General features: G+C 66.6%; 16 protein-coding genes and 1 pseudogene (1 of these 17 cut by a window edge). 4 read left to right on the top strand and 13 right to left on the bottom strand.

Translation table 11 applies throughout. The features are described 5' to 3' along the window. Positions 1–118: 118 nt before the first annotated feature. Positions 119–1,783, top strand: a complete 1,665-nt coding sequence (locus tag F4X41_08410) for a hypothetical protein (GenBank protein MYB17033.1) — start codon at positions 119–121, stop codon at positions 1,781–1,783. A gap of 47 nt (positions 1,784–1,830) precedes the next feature. After that, positions 1,831–3,435: a hypothetical protein gene (locus F4X41_08405; protein MYB17032.1), complete on the top strand. Its 1,605-nt coding sequence runs from the start codon at positions 1,831–1,833 to the stop codon at positions 3,433–3,435. Here F4X41_08405 and F4X41_08400 read toward each other — a convergent pair. Then, positions 3,432–4,529, bottom strand: a complete 1,098-nt coding sequence (locus F4X41_08400) for a Gfo/Idh/MocA family oxidoreductase (GenBank protein MYB17031.1) — start codon at positions 4,527–4,529, stop codon at positions 3,432–3,434. The genes F4X41_08405 and F4X41_08400 overlap by 4 nt on opposite strands. 138 nt (positions 4,530–4,667) lie before the next feature. Between F4X41_08400 and F4X41_08395 the strand changes: the two genes are divergently transcribed. Together F4X41_08395 and F4X41_08390 are read left to right on the top strand one after the other, a co-directional pair. Continuing rightward, positions 4,668–5,636 (top strand): quinone oxidoreductase, encoded by a 969-nt coding sequence (locus F4X41_08395; GenBank protein MYB17030.1) that lies wholly within the window; start codon positions 4,668–4,670, stop codon positions 5,634–5,636. Positions 5,637–5,734: 98 nt separating this feature from the next. Then, positions 5,735–7,252 (top strand): sulfatase, encoded by a 1,518-nt coding sequence (locus F4X41_08390; protein ID MYB17029.1) that lies wholly within the window; start codon positions 5,735–5,737, stop codon positions 7,250–7,252. A 45-nt stretch (positions 7,253–7,297) separates the two neighbouring features. Here F4X41_08390 and F4X41_08385 read toward each other — a convergent pair whose 3' ends face one another. From F4X41_08385 to F4X41_08330, 12 genes and pseudogenes are all read right to left on the bottom strand, one after another. After that, positions 7,298–8,242 carry a D-2-hydroxyacid dehydrogenase gene (locus tag F4X41_08385; protein MYB17028.1) on the bottom strand — a complete coding sequence of 315 codons (945 nt, stop codon included), beginning with the start codon at positions 8,240–8,242 and terminating at the stop codon, positions 7,298–7,300. Between the two features lie 79 nt (positions 8,243–8,321). Continuing rightward, positions 8,322–8,804, bottom strand: coding sequence for a hypothetical protein (locus F4X41_08380; GenBank protein ID MYB17027.1), 483 nt, complete (start codon positions 8,802–8,804; stop codon positions 8,322–8,324). A gap of 137 nt (positions 8,805–8,941) precedes the next feature. After that, the gene (locus F4X41_08375) at positions 8,942–9,505 is read right to left on the bottom strand and encodes a hypothetical protein (GenBank protein MYB17026.1); all 564 of its coding nucleotides are present in this window, start codon (positions 9,503–9,505) and stop codon (positions 8,942–8,944) included. Continuing rightward, positions 9,506–10,798 (bottom strand): hypothetical protein, encoded by a 1,293-nt coding sequence (locus F4X41_08370; GenBank protein MYB17025.1) that lies wholly within the window; start codon positions 10,796–10,798, stop codon positions 9,506–9,508. After that, positions 10,795–11,184, bottom strand: coding sequence for a hypothetical protein (locus F4X41_08365; GenBank protein MYB17024.1), 390 nt, complete (start codon positions 11,182–11,184; stop codon positions 10,795–10,797). Before F4X41_08365 ends, F4X41_08370 begins: the two co-directional genes overlap by 4 nt. Then, positions 11,157–12,425, bottom strand: a complete 1,269-nt coding sequence (locus F4X41_08360; protein MYB17023.1) for a S41 family peptidase — start codon at positions 12,423–12,425, stop codon at positions 11,157–11,159. Before F4X41_08360 ends, F4X41_08365 begins: the two co-directional genes overlap by 28 nt. A 2-nt stretch (positions 12,426–12,427) precedes the next feature. Then, complete coding sequence (locus F4X41_08355; protein ID MYB17022.1) at positions 12,428–13,681, bottom strand: peptidoglycan DD-metalloendopeptidase family protein; 1,254 nt, start codon at positions 13,679–13,681, stop codon at positions 12,428–12,430. Beyond that, on the bottom strand, positions 13,674–14,384 hold the full coding sequence (locus F4X41_08350; protein MYB17021.1) for an ATP-binding cassette domain-containing protein: 711 nt from the start codon (positions 14,382–14,384) through the stop codon (positions 13,674–13,676). The genes F4X41_08355 and F4X41_08350 overlap by 8 nt, the downstream gene beginning before the upstream one ends. Next, positions 14,356–15,243, bottom strand: coding sequence for an ABC transporter permease (locus tag F4X41_08345; protein ID MYB17020.1), 888 nt, complete (start codon positions 15,241–15,243; stop codon positions 14,356–14,358). The genes F4X41_08350 and F4X41_08345 overlap by 29 nt, the downstream gene beginning before the upstream one ends. Next, positions 15,236–15,979, bottom strand: a complete 744-nt coding sequence (gene ftsE / locus F4X41_08340; protein ID MYB17019.1) for a cell division ATP-binding protein FtsE — start codon at positions 15,977–15,979, stop codon at positions 15,236–15,238. Before ftsE ends, F4X41_08345 begins: the two co-directional genes overlap by 8 nt. Positions 15,980–16,149: 170 nt before the next feature. Next, complete coding sequence (locus F4X41_08335; GenBank protein ID MYB17018.1) at positions 16,150–17,328, bottom strand: carboxylate-amine ligase; 1,179 nt, start codon at positions 17,326–17,328, stop codon at positions 16,150–16,152. Positions 17,329–17,353: 25 nt separating this feature from the next. Next, a pseudogene (locus tag F4X41_08330) lies at positions 17,354–17,703 on the bottom strand (hypothetical protein); it runs 1,516 nt beyond the window's last position.

Below are 17,703 nucleotides of genomic sequence, written 5' to 3'. Positions count from 1 at the left end.
ACTGCCCGGCCGTTAGCCCGCGGTTACGGACGCGGCTACCGCCCTTGGCGATGGTCGTACTGCCAAAGCTTAGGCTCCCAGCACTTCGCGGCGCGCCATCTCTTTGCCAAGATTGGAAATGCGGCTGAGAGTTTCGCTGATCATTGCCGGTGGACTGGCGCTGTTGCTGCTGATTCCGGTCGCAGCAATCGTAGCCCTGGGCGTTTACGGATCCGGCCAGGGCGGCCAGGCGCGCGGGAAGACCGCGACCGGTGCGACGATAACCATCCTGCCGGCTACCGGACAGCCCGGAACCCAGGTCACGGTTAGCGGCGAGGGCTGGCAGCCGCGGGAGCCGATAGACCTGCTGCTGGTCGTGGAGAAGCCCGGCCGGGATCCGTTGAACCTGACCCTGGGCTCGGTGCTGGCTTCGCGCAGCGGCGAATTCGACATCTCGCTGGTGATCCCGCCGCTGGCGTTCGACGGCGCCGACGCGCGGGCGGAGATTCAGGCCAACGGCGCCGCCGAAGAACTGGAGCAGGCGTCCGGACTGGCAACCGCCGAGTTCGAGGTCGAGCCCTATCCGACCCGGATCGCAGTGCGGGTGTCCGACGATACCGGTGCCGAGATCAACGGCGCCCGGATCTCGGTCAACGACCGGTTCGGACGGACCGCGACCACGGTCGCCACCGACGGGACCGGCGTGGCCACGATCGATGGTCTCTCACCCGGGGAACGCGACCTTACGATTCGGGCCCTCGGCTATTTCCCCACCCGGCTGTCGATGACCATCCCCGAAAGCTCCCCCGACGCGCCGGCGCCGATAGACGTTCAACTGACCGCCTCGTCCGGTCAACGCCTGGTGCTGCCCCACCCGGACAGTCCGGGCGGCGGTCTGCTCACGTACGTCGAGTTCGATCCGATCGCCGGTATCGCGGCGCCGTTCACGCCCACCACCACTCTTTCCGACGGATGGATCACCGATGTGCCCAATCCGGGATTCCGAATATTCTTCCAGTTGCCGACCCGGGTGCCGCGGCCAAGCGAATTGGACGTGGTGCTGGCGGTCGCCAATCGGATCAAGGGATTCCAGAATACGCAGCCGGCGCGGGTGGTATATGTGGGCCGCAACGACCGGGCCGGGATCGTGTTCGCCACCGACGATTCGTACTGGCGCACGCAATCGCTTTATCTGATCGATCGCGACGACGGCTCCCTGATTCGCCGGGTCCCGTTCGGGCCCGAGGAGCTGGACCCGATGATCTCGCCGGACGGATCCCGGGTTTACGTCGTCGACTGGTTCATGCGCGAAATCGACGTGATCGACGCCCGGACCGGCTGGCGGCTGGATCAGCTGACCGGACTACCCCGCTTCACCCGCGCGGCCATCCTGAACCCGACCGGTCAGAAGATGTACCTGGTTTCGGCGCTGGACAACGAGTTGCGGGTCTACGACCTGTTGACCGGCATAGTCACGCGGACCTTCGTTAAGTTGGATGGAGTAACGACGCTCTGGCTTGATCCGGATGGGCGTCATCTATACGGGGCAAGTTATTTCTCGTCGGTGGTTACCAGGGTGGACATGCAGAATCCGGGGATCGTCGAGCTGGCCCCGCTGCCGGAACCGGTGGAGTGGATCTGGTCGGCGCCCGGATCCGAATTGCTCCTGCTTGGCAGCCGCGGCGGGCAATCGGTGCAGGTGCTCAGGACCGAAAGCCTGGAGTTCGTGGCGCGCGAAGTCCTGCCGGCAGCCAGTTCTCCGGATCCATCCTCCTTCGGGGCGCGCTACCTGACCCCGGTCTGATGCCGGCAACCGGAAACAGCCCCGGGTAAGAAGAGAGGGCCGGCACGTTGCGCACCCGAACCGCCGTGGCCCTGGCCGGCGTCCTGGCCCTGTTGGTGGTCTTGCCGGTGGCCGTGATCGTCGGCCTGGGGATCGCGGGGGGAGCCCAGGGCGGCAGCGTCAGCGCGGTATCGGCTACCGGGCAGGGGTTGCGGCTCATCCCCGCCGGGGGGCCGCCCGGTTCCGAAATCACCGTGTTCGGCCGTGGCTGGAATCCCCGCCAGCGGGTCCAGCTGAGCCTGGAGCTGGCCGCCGAGCAACCGGATCCGCAGGCGGACCTGGCGATCGGCCTGGGCGAGATCGTCACTTCGCGCTCGGGAGAATTCGAGGCCGTCGTGGCCCTGCCGGCAATGGCGATCCGGCCCGAGCAGGAACGGGCCTTCATCGGCGCCGGATACGCCGACGGTGGCGGTCGGGTAGTGGCCGGGTTCCTGATCGAGCCGCCGGCCAACCAACTGGACGTCGCCGTCACGGCCGTAGAGGGGACCGGGGCGGGAGCGGACGTGCTGGTCAGCGACGCTTTCGGCCGCGAACTGGCGCGCGGCCAGGCCGACAGCAACGGCGTCGCCAGCTTCACCGGGTTGCCGCCGGGGCCGGTGGAAGTCAGGGCGATGGCACTGGACCACCGTCCCTTGAGCGCCACGGCGCAGCTGGGACTGGAGGGTCTGGTGACGGTACGCATGCGGCTGGGCGAACCGGATCCTTCGCGCCTTGTCATACCCGACCCGGACAATCCACGCCGATTCGTGCTCTCGTCGATCGAAATCGACCGCCGGTCCGGCCTGGTGGCCGATCGCCAGCTGGTCAGCGATCCGGACGATCGGCGGCGGCGTCCCGTCGCGTTCGTCTATCAGATCCCGCGGGCCGGGTTCGAACAGCCCGCGCTGGCGGCGATCAACGTCGCCTCGCGCCAGATCTCCAATTACTTCTACTTCAACTCGGGGTTCGTGCTCTACCTGGGCACCGACGGCTCGCGCGAGTACGTCTTCGCCCACGACAACGCCTTCCGGCGGCGACGCGTACTGTTCGTCTACGACCCGGCCGCTAACCAGTTGGTGCACGAGATCGAGTTGGACTCCCGCGACCTTTCTCCGCTCCTGGATCCCGGCGGATCACACGTTTACGTGCTCAACTGGTGGTCGCGGACCCTGCAGGTCTTCGACACCGCCGATGAAATGTCGGTGCGCACGATCGAGGGTCTGCCCGAATACATCTCGGCCACGACCCTGGACCCGGCCACCGGAACGCTCTGGATGGGTTCCGCGCTGAACGACAGCCTGACCCCGCTCGATCTGGCCAGCGGCGCCATCGGCGATCCGGTCCAATTCGCCGCCGACCTGATCACGCTCACATTCGATCCCTCGCGGAACCGAATTTACGGAGTCAACTACAAGTACCCCAGCGTCGCCATGATCGATCTCGACAGCGGGCGGGTGCGTTTCGCCGACATACAAAGCCCCGCGATGTGGATCTGGCCCGACGCCGAGGGGCAGCTGCTTTTCGCGGCCACCGATTTCGGCAAGGGGCTGCAGGTCCTTGACAAGGACACCCTGGAAACGGTCCAGTCGCACCATTTCGTCCCCGACCGCGACCCGGTCGCCGGCGACGGCTAGACCATGTTCTGGTGCACCAGCTGGGCGGCGCGGTTCAGGTGGGCGGTGTCCAGGACGGCATGCCGGGCGTTGTGCAGCGGCTGGGCGCGGCCGCAGCACACATCGTGGAAATGTAAGAGTTCGAGCTTGAACGATTCCTCGTAGGAAGCCTGTACGGTTCGGGCGATTACCGCCTCATCCTGCATTTCGCGAACTTGAAAGCGGGTAGGCGCCGACGGATGGTACGGCGACGGCCAATGCGCTTCGAGCCGTTTTGATCCGCCGACCACGACCAGCGCCTGGCGGTAGTCGATAAGGCCGTGATTGAAGATCCAGCTCTGCTGGACTACCACCTCATCCGGGTAACGCACGGTCATCGCCACGCAGCGGCCCTGGTCCCAGGCCCGGGCGTCGATGATCTCGGGCTCCTCGCCCAGTAGCAGTCGCAACGTGTAGGTCTCGTGGATGCAGGAGCCGTGCAGGGTGAAGAACGCCTGCGCCATCGCCGCGTCCGGCGTTGATCCGATGACCGATTCGATCTGGCCCATCACCGGGTTGGAATCGTCCAGCAGACTGGTCGCCCCCCGGGCCCAGTCGGGCGTGTCGGGGAAACTGCGCACGTCCAGGTGCGCGTAGGTCGCGGTGTTCTCCGGATTGCAGATCTGCAAAGAGACGTAATCGAGTCTTTCCCAGCCGGCCAACTCGCCCCTGATCGCCTCCACGGCCGGGTCGAATGCGACCGAATATCCCATCAGCAGGCGGGCCGAGCATTCAGCCTGGGCCGCAGCAACCGCGCGGGCGTTGGCGACCGTGTAGGTAAGCGGCTTCTCGCACAGGACGTGGCGACCGGCGCGGAGGGCCTCGATGACGACCGACGCGTGATCGCCGCCGCTGAGGATCAGGACCGCGTCGACACCCGGATCGGCGATCAATTCGTGATGGTCCCGGTAGCGCCGGGGCACCGCGTAGCGATCGCCGATGTAGGCAAGCAGCGAAGGGGATAGATCGCAGATCGCGGTTATCTCGAACCGGTCGTCCAGTTCGCGCAGGTAGGGCAGGTGCATTATTTGGGCGATCGCGCCGCACCCGATCACCCCGACGCGGATTGGCGGCAATTTGCTTCCTTTGGTTTGTCCAGGGCCTGCCGCGGCGCGCACCCGTTGGGCGTGGCCGCCAGCCCCTTAATCTAGTTAGGAATTGGACCGGGCGCGACTGCGGCGCCCGCTCCGTCGGCCCAGCAGGGAACATCCATCATGCAAGCGATTCAGATCACCGCGTTCGGCGGCAGCGACGCCCTCGCCCTCGTCGATCTCCCCGTCCCCGACCCCGGACCCGGGCAAGTTCTGATCAAAGTCGCCCACGCCGGCGTCAACTACATCGACACCTACCACCGCACCGGTCTGTATCCGCTCGAACTGCCGCTGGTGATCGGCCTCGAAGGCGCCGGGACCGTGGCCGCGGCGGGAGAGGGAGTGGCCGGGCTCGGTGCCGGCGACCGGGTGGCCTGGTCCTCGGTGTCTGGTTCCTACGCGCAGTACCTGCTGGCGCCCGCGGCACAGGTGGTCAAGGTTCCCGACGGAGTCGGCCTGCGTGACGCGGCGGCGGCGATGCTGCAGGGAATGACCGCTCACTACCTGTGCAAGAGCACATACCCCCTGCAGGCCGGTCAGTGGTGCCTGATCCACGCCGGCGCGGGCGGGGTCGGGTTGCTGCTGACCCAGATGTGCAAGCTGATCGGCGCAAGTGTCATCACCACCGTCTCGAACCCGGCCAAGGCCGAGCTCTCGCGGGCCGCCGGGGCCGATGAGGTCATCAACTACACCGAATCCGATTTCGTAGCCGAAGTCGGGAAGATTACCGACGGACAGGGCGTGGCAGTCGCCTACGACGGGGTCGGCAAGACCACCGCGATCGGCAGCCTGAAATCCCTGCAGCGCCGCGGCTTGCTGGCCCTTTTCGGCAACGCCAGCGGGGCCCCAGATCCGATCGAGCCGCTGTTGCTCAACAGTCTGGGCTCGCTGTATCTGACCCGGCCCTCGCTGTTTGATTACATTTCCACGCGCCCGGAATTCGAGCGGCGCTCGGCCGAAGTCTTCGGCTGGATCGCCGCCGGCCAGCTCAAGCTGCGGATCGAATTCGAATACCCGCTCGCCGAAGCCAGGACCGCGCACGACATGCTCGAGGGTCGCAAGACCACCGGCAAGGTGTTGCTCAACCCCTAAGGACCGGCAAGGGTCGGCCGGGTAGGCCTTCGCAGCGCCGCCCGCGGATTCAGCGGGCCTTAAATTGGTGTTGGCCCGCTGAGCAAAGGGTTAAGTCCATGAACTTTGTGGTGGTGGTCTCCGACACGCTGCGGCGAGATCACGTCAGCTGCTACGACGATCAGCCCGATAGGTGGGCGTCCGGCGGCCGCTGGAAGGTCGAGACCCCCAACATCGACCGCCTGGCCCGGATGGGGGCGCGGTTCGACAACTACTACGTCTCCTCGTTTCCCACGGTGCTGAACCGCCACGAGATGCTGACCGGGCTGCCGGTGTTCACCTATCACGAGTGGGCGCCGTTGCCGCCCGGGGAGGTGACCATGGGCGAGTACCTGGCCGAGGCCGGTTACCGGTCGATGCTGGTGGCCGACACCCCGCACATCTTCCGCCAGGGGTTCAACTACTCGCGGGGCTTTAGCGCGTTCGACTGGGTGCGGGGCCAGGAGAACGACGCAGTGCGGCTGGATCCGCCCGACGCCGAGCTGGAACCGCCCTTCGACGTTGCCAAGGTCCGGGCCACCATAAATTCCTGGCGCAACCATACGCGCACCACCCTTGCCGCCCGCCAGGAGGAGGACTACTTCGCCCCGACCACGTTCAGGCGCGCCGCCAACTGGCTGGAGCGCAACCGCGGCAACCAGCCGTTCCTGCTGGTGGTGGACACGTTCGACCCGCACGAGCCCTGGGACCCGCCGGACTGGTACGTGGAGAAGTTCTACCCGTCAATTCGGGAAAGAATGACCTTCCCCGCTTACGACCACGTTTCCAAATTCCTCGAACCCGAGGAGCTGCTCTCGGCGCACGCCCACTACTGCGGCGAAGTGGCGATGGTGGACCGCTGGTTCGGGCGCATCCTGGACACCCTGCAGACCCTGAACCTGCTTGAGGACACCGCGGTCATCATCGTCTCCGACCACGGCTACCTGTTCGGCGAAAAGGACATCATCGGCAAGCATCTGGGCCTGGCCGGGTACAGCGAGGCGATTCCGCTCTGGCCGGAGATTTCGCACATTCCGATGGTGGCCCACGTCCCCGGCGTCACCCGTCCGGGCAGCACCGTCGAAGGCTACGCCCACCCCCAGGACATCCTCCCGACATTGCTGGAGCTGGCCGGGCTGGCGATTCCGGACGAACTGGCCGGCCATTCGCTGGTCGGCTTGATGAACGGTTCGCACGGCCAGGTGCGTCCGGCGGCGATCTCGGCCCACTCGATCATCGCCGAGGTGGCCGGCCGGCCGGCGCGGGTGACCGCGGACGGCTGGAGCCTCTACCTGGGCGGGGCGGTCACCGAACGTTCCCCGGCCTCCCTTTACGGTTTCGGCGGCGGCACCGCGACGCTGCGCGACCCGTGGTGGATTCCGGTCCGCGAACGCGTCGCCCGCCAGGAGCGCGCCAACGACGTCGCCCTGACCCCGATGCTCTTTAACGACCTCATTGATCCGCGCCACGAACGCGACGTGATCGCGGAGAACCCCGAGCGCGCCGAGCGCCTCAAGCGCCTGCTGATCGAATTCCTGGTCGAATGCGGGACCGACGAGGTTTACGTAGCGCCGCGGCGGGCGATGCCGGTCAGCTGACGGCGTCGGCGGTCGTTCCTTGACGACCCGCCCGCACAACCGGGACTAGTAGCCCTCGCCCAGGTCGACCACGTTGCGCAGCGGCCGGCCCGACTTGTAGCGACCGACATTGTCGATGAAAAGGTCGGCCAGGCGTTCGTCGCGGGCGGTCGAGGCACCGCCGATATGGGGCGTGATCAAGACGTCTTCCCTTCGCCAGAGCGGGTCGCCCTGGCCCAGCGGCTCCTCGTCAACGACGTCGAGGCCGGCGCCCCAGAGGTGGCCCGAATCCAGCGCCGCGATCAGGTCCGGCGTGCGGGTGAGTCCGCCGCGGGAAACGTTCACGAAGATCGAGCCCTGCTTCATCTGGGCGAAGGTGGTCGAATTGAACATGTGGTGAGTGGCGGGCGTGTCGGGCGCGCAGACCACGACCACGTCCGACTGACCCAGCAGCCAGCCGAGTTCGTCAACATGCCGCACCTCGTCCACGAATTCGGACGTTATCCCGGGGTCCACGTCGACCCCGATGATCCGCATCTGGAAACCCTTCAGGCGCCGCGCGACCTCGATTCCGATCCCGCCTAGCGCGATGAGTCCGGCAGTCTTGCCGACCAGTTCGTAGGTCCCGCGGTCCGGGGCCCAGCAGTGCGCCAGATGGTTGCGCACCGCCCAGTTCAATCGCCGGGCAACTCCCAGCAACAGGGCCATGGCGGTGTCGGCCACCGGTATCGCATGCACGCCGGCGGCATTGGTAAGGGTGATCCCGCGGCCCTTGACTTCGCCCAGCGGCGCTTTTTCGACGCCGGCGCCGCCGGTCTGGACCCACTTTGCCGATTTGCAGGCGGCCAGTCCGCCGGGGCGCCGGAAGGGGTCGAACACCACTTCGGCGTCGCCCACCACCTCGGCGAATTCGGCATCGCTGTCGGGAACCACCACCTCGACATCGGGATGGGCCGCCCGCAGGCGGTCGATGCTCGCGGAGATGCCTTCGCTGGCAATGACGATCTTCATCAAATCAAAACTCTTGCTGGAAACCGGGGCGCGTCAACGCGCCCATTTTTGCAGCAGGAGAGGCCCGCGGGCCGGAAATTTAGAAGTTGACGTCGCCCGGAATGAACAGGTCAACACCGTCGCCGATGGCGTCGATAACCCATTCCTTGCTGCCTCGCTCGCCCACGTACAGGGCTCCCAGGTAGGTCTGGGCTGAGCTGCCATCAGCGTAACTGAAGTTCACCAGAACGCGGCCCTTGCTCTTGTTGCGCTCGGAGGTGACCAATTCGTAACCGGTCAGATCAACGCCGGAGTAGGCGCCGATGGACAGGTATGCGATCAGATCGCCGAATTCCTCGCTGTCCTTGTAATAGAGCCTGGCCTTGGTCGAAAGCGCTGAATTGGCGCCGGCCGAATCAGGACCCTCGGCGAGGATGGCCTGCATGAAGACGTCGCCGGCAGTCCCGAGGTCGGCGAGTTCCTGAGCTTCACGGGCCTCGGTCTCGGCCTGGGTTTCGCAGGCAATGAGTACGGTGCTGGCCAACGCCAGGAGCACAATGACGACCAGCGGACGCAATAACAAACGGTTGAATCGGGACAAATGGGACTCGCTTAGTCGGGAAGATGATGCCGGCGGCCGCGCGTGGATGGGCCTCGCCGCAGCGGTGTTGAACAATCTTATGCGACTGGTTGGGAAGCCTGTCGACGGCCGGTGCCCGACTATCCCAGCAGCAGGCGCGCCATCGCCCGCCGGTCGGTGGTCAGAAAAATGCGCGAAGCATCAATCCCGGCGCCGGCCAGCGCCTCGAACTGGTCTTCGCTGCTGGCCACCACCGCATCCGCCTGCGCGGCGGCGCGCACCCAGGCGGCGTCGGGCGCCGAGCCGCCGGTCATTTCCAGCACCAGTCGTTTGCGGCGCCGGCGCAGGAACCAGCCGAGCCAGGACCAGACCAGGCGATCGGAAACCAGCAGCAGCTGCGGTCCCGATAGCGCGCTCACGTACAGGAACGCATTGAACGCGAATCCGATCCGCCGGGTGCGGGCGGACCAGCCCGGCGCCGGCAGGCCCACCAGTCCGAATTCCGGATCGGATTCCAGCCGCGCGAACGGATCGTCGCCGCTGCCCTTGCCCGGCAGCGATCCGTGCGGGTAAAGCAGCCGCGTGTTTGCCACCACTCCGGCCAAGTCCGAAGCGGCGGCGGCGGCCTGCAGCAGCGCGCCGCGCGGTTCGCCGGGCCAGTGGGCCGCCAGTACCAGCACCTGCCAGGGGCGATCGCGGTTCATCTAGCCCGACAGGTAGGACCGCAGGTTCGCAAACCCCAGGACCGCCAATACCGCCCCGGAAACGATCAGCAGCGCGCTGGCGACCGCCAGGACTACGGCCACCGCCAGTTCACCGTCGCCGAACTGCTGCAGGGCCCGCAGTTCCAGCCGGACCGAGCCCGGCCAGCGGTTCCGCAGGACGATCTCCCCCCGGCCCGCTTCCGCTCCGGCCAGGTCGACGTCGAAACTGGGCAAAGGGTCCGCTTCCGCGGCCCTGAGGAAACTGAAACTATCGGGTTCGCGTTCGAACAACGCCGGGACGAACACGTCCACCACCCCGCTGCCGGAGAGCGCGAAAATCCGCACCCCGGAAACCTCCGGGCCCAGCGGCACCGTGAGCGTCCGCGAGGATCGCAAGCCGTCCAGGAAAAACACCGCCGTGTCGTTGCTGGGGAAGCGTTCCAGGCCGGGGTCGGTGAGAAAGGCCCGCAGCAGCAGGCAGATCAGAAACAGGGCCACCGCGGGCTTGCCCAGCATGGAATTTGCCCCGGCGGTCGCAGCCAGCCAGGAGGGCATGCGGCTGCTGCTGTCGCGCTCCACCACGCTAATGTCGTCGCGACCGGCCAGGGCCGGCAGATCGGCGCGCGGCCGCTGGCTGAACTCGCCCGCTTCGACCCGGGTGGCGCGCACCCGATCGTGATAGGCGAGCAAATCGGGGCCGGCGGGCGCGAACCGGGAGTTGGCAGCACCGGGCGCCGGGCTCAGGCGCAGCCAGATCCGCAGCCAGAGCGGGATCGCCAGCAGCAGCGCCGCCAGTGCGGCGGCGAAGGCGGCGGCCCAGAGCTGTTCCTCGCGGCCCAGCAGACTCTGCAGGTCGCTCAGCAGCCAGGGGCGGGCGGTGTCGCCCCACGCAGTCACGATCGCGACCCGCGCCAGGGCCGCCCAGATCAATACCGATGACAACAGGGCCGCGCCGGGCAGGGCGTAGACCGCCAGCGCCGCCAGGCCGGGCAGGTGCGGGGTGAGTGCGCGGACCAGAGGCAGCGCCAGCAAGGAACCCGCCCAGGCGGCGACCAGCGGACCGGCGCCGGTGCCGAGGATCGTCACCGGACTCACGTCAATTGCAAACCCGCCCAGGACTATCCAGGTGATCGTGGCCAGCAGCAGGTAGGTGAGCGCGAATCCGGCCAGCGCCGCGATCCCGCCGCGCAGGATGGTCGCCCGCAGGGGCCGGGATCCCAGGTCGGCCAGGACGGCCGGGTCGACCCGGAGAAAGAACGCGACCGCCCTTCCCGGATCCTCGGCCGGGGTCATTCCTCCTTGCGCCACCAGGAACTGTGGCAGAACGGGTCGACGTGCTCGGGATCGTCTTCGCGCACGAACCCGGCGAACTTGAGCCGCCGGTCGTTGCGCAGGGCAACCGATATGACCTGGCCGTGCAGGGCCATCAACCCCAGATCGGGATCGTCGCCGAGGGTCTTCAGCGCCGCCTTGTAAGCCTCGGCACGCTCGGGGTCGGCGATGAATACCGCGATGAACCGGCGCGTGGAGAACTGGCACACCGGCAGCGTTCCGATCAGGCCCTCGATGAGTGGATCCAAAATGGCGTGCGCCGGGCCGGTGTCCGGCTCCATGAACGCCTCCATGCCGCCGTGCCGCGAGTGCGCCACCGTCAGGCCGCCGCGTCCTGGATCAGGCAACATCCGGCGTCGGCGCGCATCAGGCGCAGCGCCTCCGCCAGGGCCAGATCATCGTCGTTGGGATCGCGCTGCGACGATGTGCTGACCGTCACGTCCGGCTCCAGGCCGGCGCCGTCGATGGGAACCCCGCCGGCGGTGAGCCATTTGCCGACCGTTACCCGCACCAGCGAGTCGTCGGCGAGGTCGAAACTGAGCTGCACCGACCCCTTGCCGTAGGTCTGCTGCCCCACCAGCGGGGCCCGGCGATTGTCAGCCAGGGCCGCCGCCACGATTTCGGCCGCGCTGGCGGTATCGGAATCGACCAGCACGACCAGCGGCATCCGCAGCGCCTCGCCGTCGCTGCCGGTGCGGTGCCGGACGTTGGGACCGGTGCGCTGGGTCTGATAGGCGACCGTTACTCCCTCCGGCAAGAACTGCGAGGCCACTCCCAGGGCCGAGCTCAAGAATCCGCCCCCGTTGCCGCGCAAATCCAGGACGACTCCGGCGACGCCCGCGTCGGATAGCTCGGCGAGCGCGTCCTGAAGTTCGCCGGCGGTGCGCGAGCGGAACTGGGTCAGCTCGACGAACCCGAATCCATCGATCTGGCGCGCCCATACCGTGGGCGGACTGATCCGCGAGCGCTCGATCTCAAACCTGAGCGATTCGTCAGTGCCGGGACGATAGACGTCGAGCACCACCACCGTGCCGGACTCCCCGCGGATCAGATACAGGCCCTCGGCGAGCGGCAGGTCGGAGAGCAACCGGTCGTCGACCGATAGGATCTGGTCCCCCGCCAGCAGGCCGGCGTCGTGCGCCGGCGTGCCCGGAAACACCCGCTGTATCCGGACCGCTCCATCCGGCTCCAGCGACATCGAAACTCCGATTCCGGAAAAGGTGCCGTTGATCCAATCGCGGTGGTTGCCGGCCCGCTCGGGCGGCAGGAAGTAGGTATGGGCATCGTCGGCCGCGCCGACCATCCCGTCGACCGCGCCGCGCATCAGTTCCCGCGAATCCAGCGGCCCGGCGTAAAAGTTGTCCTGCAGCGTCGACCAGGCCTGCCAGAAGACCGCGAAATCCTCTTCCAGGAGGGCGGCGTCCTCGGGGTCCGGGTGTCCTTCGCGAAACGGGCTGGGCAGCTCGGAGCTGCCCAGCAGCATACCGCCCAGGAGGGCGGCCACCGCCAGCAGCAGCGCTCCGATCAGGGGCAGCGGGCGGATCATGGCCCCGACCAGGCGTTGGCGGACTCGGCCGATCATCGCCATCCCTAGAAACCGAACTGGATCGAGTCGCGGGGATTGACGGGGGCCCCATTGCGGCGGAGCTCGAAGTGGAGATGCGGTCCGGTGGTCCAGCCGGTCACGCCGACGTAGCCGATCGTGTCGCCGACGATCACCGTGTCGCCCTGCCTAACGGTGGGCGGATGGCTGGTGTCGGCTAGGTGGGCGTAAAGGGTCTCCTCGTGGGTCCCGTGGGCGATTATCACGGTCATCCCGTAAGAGGCCCAGCGATTGCCGGCGATCGCGTAGCCCGACTTGATGACCACTCCGCTGGAGGCGGCCACGATCGGCGTGGCCAGCGGTGCGGCGATGTCGATTCCCAGGTGCGGGCACTGTCCGTAGGTGCAGCCACCGAACTCGGTGGTTACGATCCCGTAAAGCGGCGGGAAATAGGCTCCGCCGGACAATCCGGCCGCCCGCCGCCGCGCCTCCGCTATCTGCCGCTCGCGCTCGATCCGAGCCAGCTCGTCCTCGATCTGCTGTTTCAGGTAGTCGATTTGCCCGCCAAGCGCGGACTGTTCGGCGGCGAACGCGCGCACGTCGGACTCGTAGCCGGCCTGCTGCCGTTTGACCTCCTCGACCCGCTGCAGATGCTCTTCCCAACGCCTATCCAGCGCCGCCTGCACAGCGGCCTTTTGTTCGCGCAGCTGGCCCAGGTTGTCCTGCTGGTCTTTGAGCAGGTCGTAGCGCAGCCGGATTTCCTCGCGCTTGGCCAGCAGCCGCTTTATCTCGTCCTGGTCCTGGCGCAGCACCTGCTCCAGCGCGGCCACCTTGTCCAGCCCCTCGGTCAACGAGTCCGAGGAGAGGATCAGGGTAAGCGGGCTGGTGCTGCGCGAGGCCTTGTAGATTGCCCGGATGCGCGAACCGACCGAGCGCCGGATGAACTCGAACTCGGATTCAAGGTCCGCGATCTCGCGCCGCGTGCGTTCGGTTTCTAGGGCCCCGATGTCGAGCTGGTAGTCGATTTCCTGGGCTCTGACCAGTTCCCGGAATCGCGCTTCGTCGGTCACCCGCAGTTGCACTTGCAGCGCCGAGGACCGGGCGGCGGTGGCGGCCCGCAGCGCGTCGGAAGCCGACAGCGACTGGCCGGAGGATTCAAGATCCTGCTCGGCGGCCGCCAATTTGCTGCGCAGGTCGGAAAGCTCGTCGGCGTCGGATCTGGGGGCGCCCGCCGCGGCCACCGCGGCCACCCCGGCCAGGGCCGATCCGCGCAGCAGCAGCCGGCGCGAGAACCTAGTCATCGAATCCGCCGGCCGGCACGTCGGCCACGACCCGGCCTTCCTCCAGCTTGACCACGCGGCGGCGCAATCGGTCGACTACCGCCGAATCGTGGGTGGCGACCAGCGCCGTGATTCCTTCGCTGCTGGCCTGCAGCAACAGCTCCATCACGGCCTGCGACGCCGAGGGACTCAGGGCTTCGGTCGGTTCGTCGGCGATGAGGATTTCGGGATCGTTGACCAGGGCCTTGGCTATCGCCACGCGCTGCTGCTGTCCGCCGGACATTTCATTGACGACGGTATCGGCCTGGTCGGCCATGCCGACGCGGTCCAGCCCGGCCATGACCCGCGCGCGCAGCCGATTGCCGCCCTCGCCCGTCACCTGCAGTGGCAGAGCCACGTTCGCATAGGCGGTGCGGTCGTAGAAAAGCCGGTTCTGCTGCGGGATTATTCCCAGTCGCCGACGCAGCCGGGCGCGCCCCTTCGAATTGAGCCTGTTCACGCGCTGAGACCCGATGATCAGGGTGCCGGCGCTCGGTTCCTCCTGAAGCGTGGCGAGCTTGAGCAGGGTCGATTTGCCGGCCCCGTTGGCGCCGATCAGAAATACGAATTCGTTGCGGGCAATTAACAGATTGATGTCCTCAAGGACGTTGCGCGAACGCCCGTAGGACTTGGAAACGTTGCTGAACAAAATCAAGCTACATCTGCGCGTTGCGAACCGAGAAATAAGATCCGAGAGTGCCGATTATCAGGCCCATGAGAACGATGAATAGGGCCAAGTTCACCCAGAAGAAAGCGGCCGTTCGGACCGGCAGGAACGAAATCAGCGAATTCACCACCGGCACCACCCGTATGTAGATGACCAGGGTCAGGAACGCCGCAACGACCGATCCGATCAGGCCGATGACGGCGCCTTCGATCAGGAAGGGTCCGCGCACGAACCAGTCGGTGGCCCCGAGCAGTTTCATGACTTCGATTTCCTCGCGTCGCGAGTGCACCGCCAGTCTGATCGTGTTCACGATCACCAGCAGCGCCACCAGGGCCAAAAGGGCAATCATCAGTCCGCCCCCGATGGTCACCAGTTGCGACGCATTCAGCAGCCGCTCGATCACGTCCGCCCTGACCAGCACCTCCTCGATCTGATCGGTCTCCTGGCGCAGCGCCTCGGCCAGTTCCAGGATGTTGGCGGGATCCTCCATGCGCACTTCGATCGATGCCGGGAGCGGATTCTGTCCGATCACGTCGAGCACCTCGCCCAGTTCGGAGAGCGACGCCCGCAGGTCGTCGGCCGCCTGCTCCTTGGAGACGAAGATGACCTCGGCGACGTCCGGGCGGGCATGGAAATCCGCGATCGTCTGCGAGATCCAGACCGGGGACGCGTCGTCGCGTAGGTAGACGACCATGTTGGTGCGCCGGCCCAGCGCATCGACCATGCGCTCCAGGGTGTCGTTGGCGGCCAGAAAAAGTCCAAACACCAGCAGCATGACCGTCGTGGTGACTATCGCCGCCACCGTGGTCAGCCGGTTCCGCCACATCGAGGCGAACGCGGCCGCGAACACGTACTGCAGGGTGTGGACGCTAGTCATCCGACGGATCTTCGGCCGGAGATTGCGCCGACGTGAAGGCGTCCGCGTCGAGCAGGTCGGCGGTGTAGCCGGCGCGGATCTCGTCGCGGGCCAGCCTGCCGCCGGAGAGTTCGATCACCCGTTGCCGCAGACTGTTGACCAGTTCGCGGTTGTGGGTGGCAACTATCACCGTCGTACCCAGTTCGGAAATCCGCAGTAGCAGCGAAATCGTCTCGCGCGCGATCTCGGGGTCCAGGTTGCCGGTCGGCTCGTCGGCGATCACGATCGGGGGCTTGGTGACCAGGCAGCGCGCAATCGCGACCCGCTGCTGTTCGCCTCCGGAGAGCTGAAACGGGTAGTCGTTGGCCCGGTCGGCCAGCGAAACCGTCGCCAGCGCTTCCCGCACCCGACGCTGGGCGGCGCCGTCGTATCCGCCGGTTACACGCAGCGCAAAGGCCACGTTTTCACCGACCGTGTAGCGGGTCAGCAACTTGTAGTCCTGGAATATCACCCCGACTCGGCGCCGCAGTCGCGGAATCTCGGAACGGGTCAGGCGCGCGGTGTTTACACCGTCGATGTAAATCGATCCGCTGCTGGGCACCAAGTCGCGGTTTAGAAGATGGATCAGGGTCGTCTTGCCGGCACCAGACGACCCGACCAGGAATACGAACTCGCCGCGCCGGATCGTCAAATTGACCGTGCGGAGCGCCAGTTCGCCAGCGGGGTAGCGGTAGTTGACGTTGCGGGCCACGATGATCGGCGAGCGACCGACCCCGTAGAGGGCGTCGGCCAGCTGCCGTGATTCGAGTTCGCTGGCCGCCTCAGGTTGATCCGAATCGGGGGCGCGGACCGCATCCGCTGGCGCCGAGTCCCGATCCTCGGCAGCAGCCGGTCGGACCGATCCGGGGTCGCTCACGCCAGGCTCGCTCACCGGCGGGCCGCTACGGAGGTGTCACCGTGGGAGCGGGGTTCAACCCCGGCCACGGTCGTGGCCACCAAGTGGTCGACGACCCGCGAAAACGCGACTTCGTCCGAGTCCCCGTTGGCCAGGGCGGCGCGATACACGTCGATCTGCCGGTGGGCGCTGGTGCCCCGTTTGACGATCGTGCGCAGGTGCTCCACCTCGCTCATGCATCCAAAATACCCGGCGTCCGGCGCGATCAGCTCGAGCAATTCTTCACACAGGTCCGCAAATGACTTGATTTCGCCCTGTCCGAAGTCCACCAGTCCGGCATCTATTCCATATCGCTGCGCGCGCCAGCGGTTTTCGCGAATCAGCAGGGGGGAGTATCGTCGCCAGCGCTGGTTGGCTCGCCGCAGGCGAGTGAGCATCCGCAAGACGCAGCGGTAAACGGCGGCCAAGCAGATCGCATCGTCGATGTCGGTGCAGATATCGGTGGCGCGCATCTCGATCGTCGGGAAACTCTTGCTGAGCCGGGCGTCCCACCAGATCTTGGACGCGTCGTCGATCAGGCCCACGTCCTGCAGGACCGCGACGGTTTGCACGTAATCGGCGTGGCTCTCGAACTGCTCCGGCGGCCCGGTCCGAGGAAGCTCCGAAAAGACGCTTGTGCGGTACGACATCAGGCCGGTCAACTCCCCTTCCCAGAACGGCGAGGAAGTGCTGGCCGCCAGCAGGTGCGGCAGGAAGTAGGTCAACTGGTTGAGTAAGTCGATGCGCAGATCGTCATCCTCGATTCCCACGTGCACGTGCATTCCGCCGATCAGCGCCCGCGATCCGACTACCTGCAGATCGTCGCCCAGTGCCTGGTACCGTTCGCGGTCGGTGACCTTCTGCACGCGCCAGTTGGCAAACGGGTGAGTGGATGACGCTATCGGGGCCATCGCGTATTCGCCGGCGATCGCGGATACCGCCCCGCGCAGCCGCGCCAGATCATCGCGCAGCTCGCTTATGTCGTTGCAGACTTTTGTCCCCACTTCAATCTGGGTCCGCAGGAGCTCGCGGCTGAATTGCTTGCCGAGCTGGTCCTCGAGGGCGGTGGTCAGCTCCGGCGGCGGCTCGGCCACCAGATCGCGGGACCCCAGATCGACCAGCATGTATTCCTCCTCCACCCCGATTGAGAAGGACGGTTCCGGTAATGGCATGGAGTGTCAGTCCCGCGCGCGGCGGTTACGAGCGCCCGCCCCGGAAGCGCCGCAAGTGCGGTCGGCGCTTGCCGGCAAAACGATCCGGTCGGACCCTGGTCAATTGTTGGTAGCGGTTGAATCCAAAGCCGCCGGTGCGGGCCCGTCCCGAGCGCGCCAGTTCGCTTGCCGGCAACGAATGCGGTTTGGCCGACGGCGCTTGCCGCCGCAGGTCACCGGCGGCGGGAGCGGGCAGGCCCAATGCAAACGGCGGCGGGTCGGCGGTGGGGGGGGGGGGGGCCCAGCCCCCCCCCCCCCCCACCACCCCCCGCCCCCCCCCCCAAAAAAAAAAAAAACCCAAAAAAAAAAAAAAAAAAAATAAAAAAAAAAAAAAAA

The organism is Chloroflexota bacterium (genome assembly GCA_009840625.1).
GTDB lineage: Bacteria > Chloroflexota > UBA11872 > UBA11872 > VXNJ01 > VXNJ01.
This window is presented reverse-complemented; position numbering and strand designations above follow the sequence as displayed.

What these genes read in the sequence shown, in the direction of transcription:
- F4X41_08360 (MYB17023.1), bottom strand. Translation starts at nt 12,425, where the DNA reads ATGGCGATGATCGGCCGAGTCCGCCAACGCCTGGTCGGGGCCATGATC.
- F4X41_08375 (MYB17026.1), bottom strand. Translation starts at nt 9,505, where the DNA reads ATGAACCGCGATCGCCCCTGGCAGGTGCTGGTACTGGCGGCCCACTGG.
- F4X41_08385 (MYB17028.1), bottom strand. Translation starts at nt 8,242, where the DNA reads ATGAAGATCGTCATTGCCAGCGAAGGCATCTCCGCGAGCATCGACCGC.
- F4X41_08355 (MYB17022.1), bottom strand. Translation starts at nt 13,681, where the DNA reads ATGACTAGGTTCTCGCGCCGGCTGCTGCTGCGCGGATCGGCCCTGGCC.
- F4X41_08410 (MYB17033.1), top strand. Translation starts at nt 119, where the DNA reads ATGCGGCTGAGAGTTTCGCTGATCATTGCCGGTGGACTGGCGCTGTTG.
- F4X41_08345 (MYB17020.1), bottom strand. Translation starts at nt 15,243, where the DNA reads ATGACTAGCGTCCACACCCTGCAGTACGTGTTCGCGGCCGCGTTCGCC.
- F4X41_08390 (MYB17029.1), top strand. Translation starts at nt 5,735, where the DNA reads ATGAACTTTGTGGTGGTGGTCTCCGACACGCTGCGGCGAGATCACGTC.
- F4X41_08335 (MYB17018.1), bottom strand. Translation starts at nt 17,328, where the DNA reads ATGCCATTACCGGAACCGTCCTTCTCAATCGGGGTGGAGGAGGAATAC.
- F4X41_08395 (MYB17030.1), top strand. Translation starts at nt 4,668, where the DNA reads ATGCAAGCGATTCAGATCACCGCGTTCGGCGGCAGCGACGCCCTCGCC.
- F4X41_08370 (MYB17025.1), bottom strand. Translation starts at nt 10,798, where the DNA reads ATGACCCCGGCCGAGGATCCGGGAAGGGCGGTCGCGTTCTTTCTCCGG.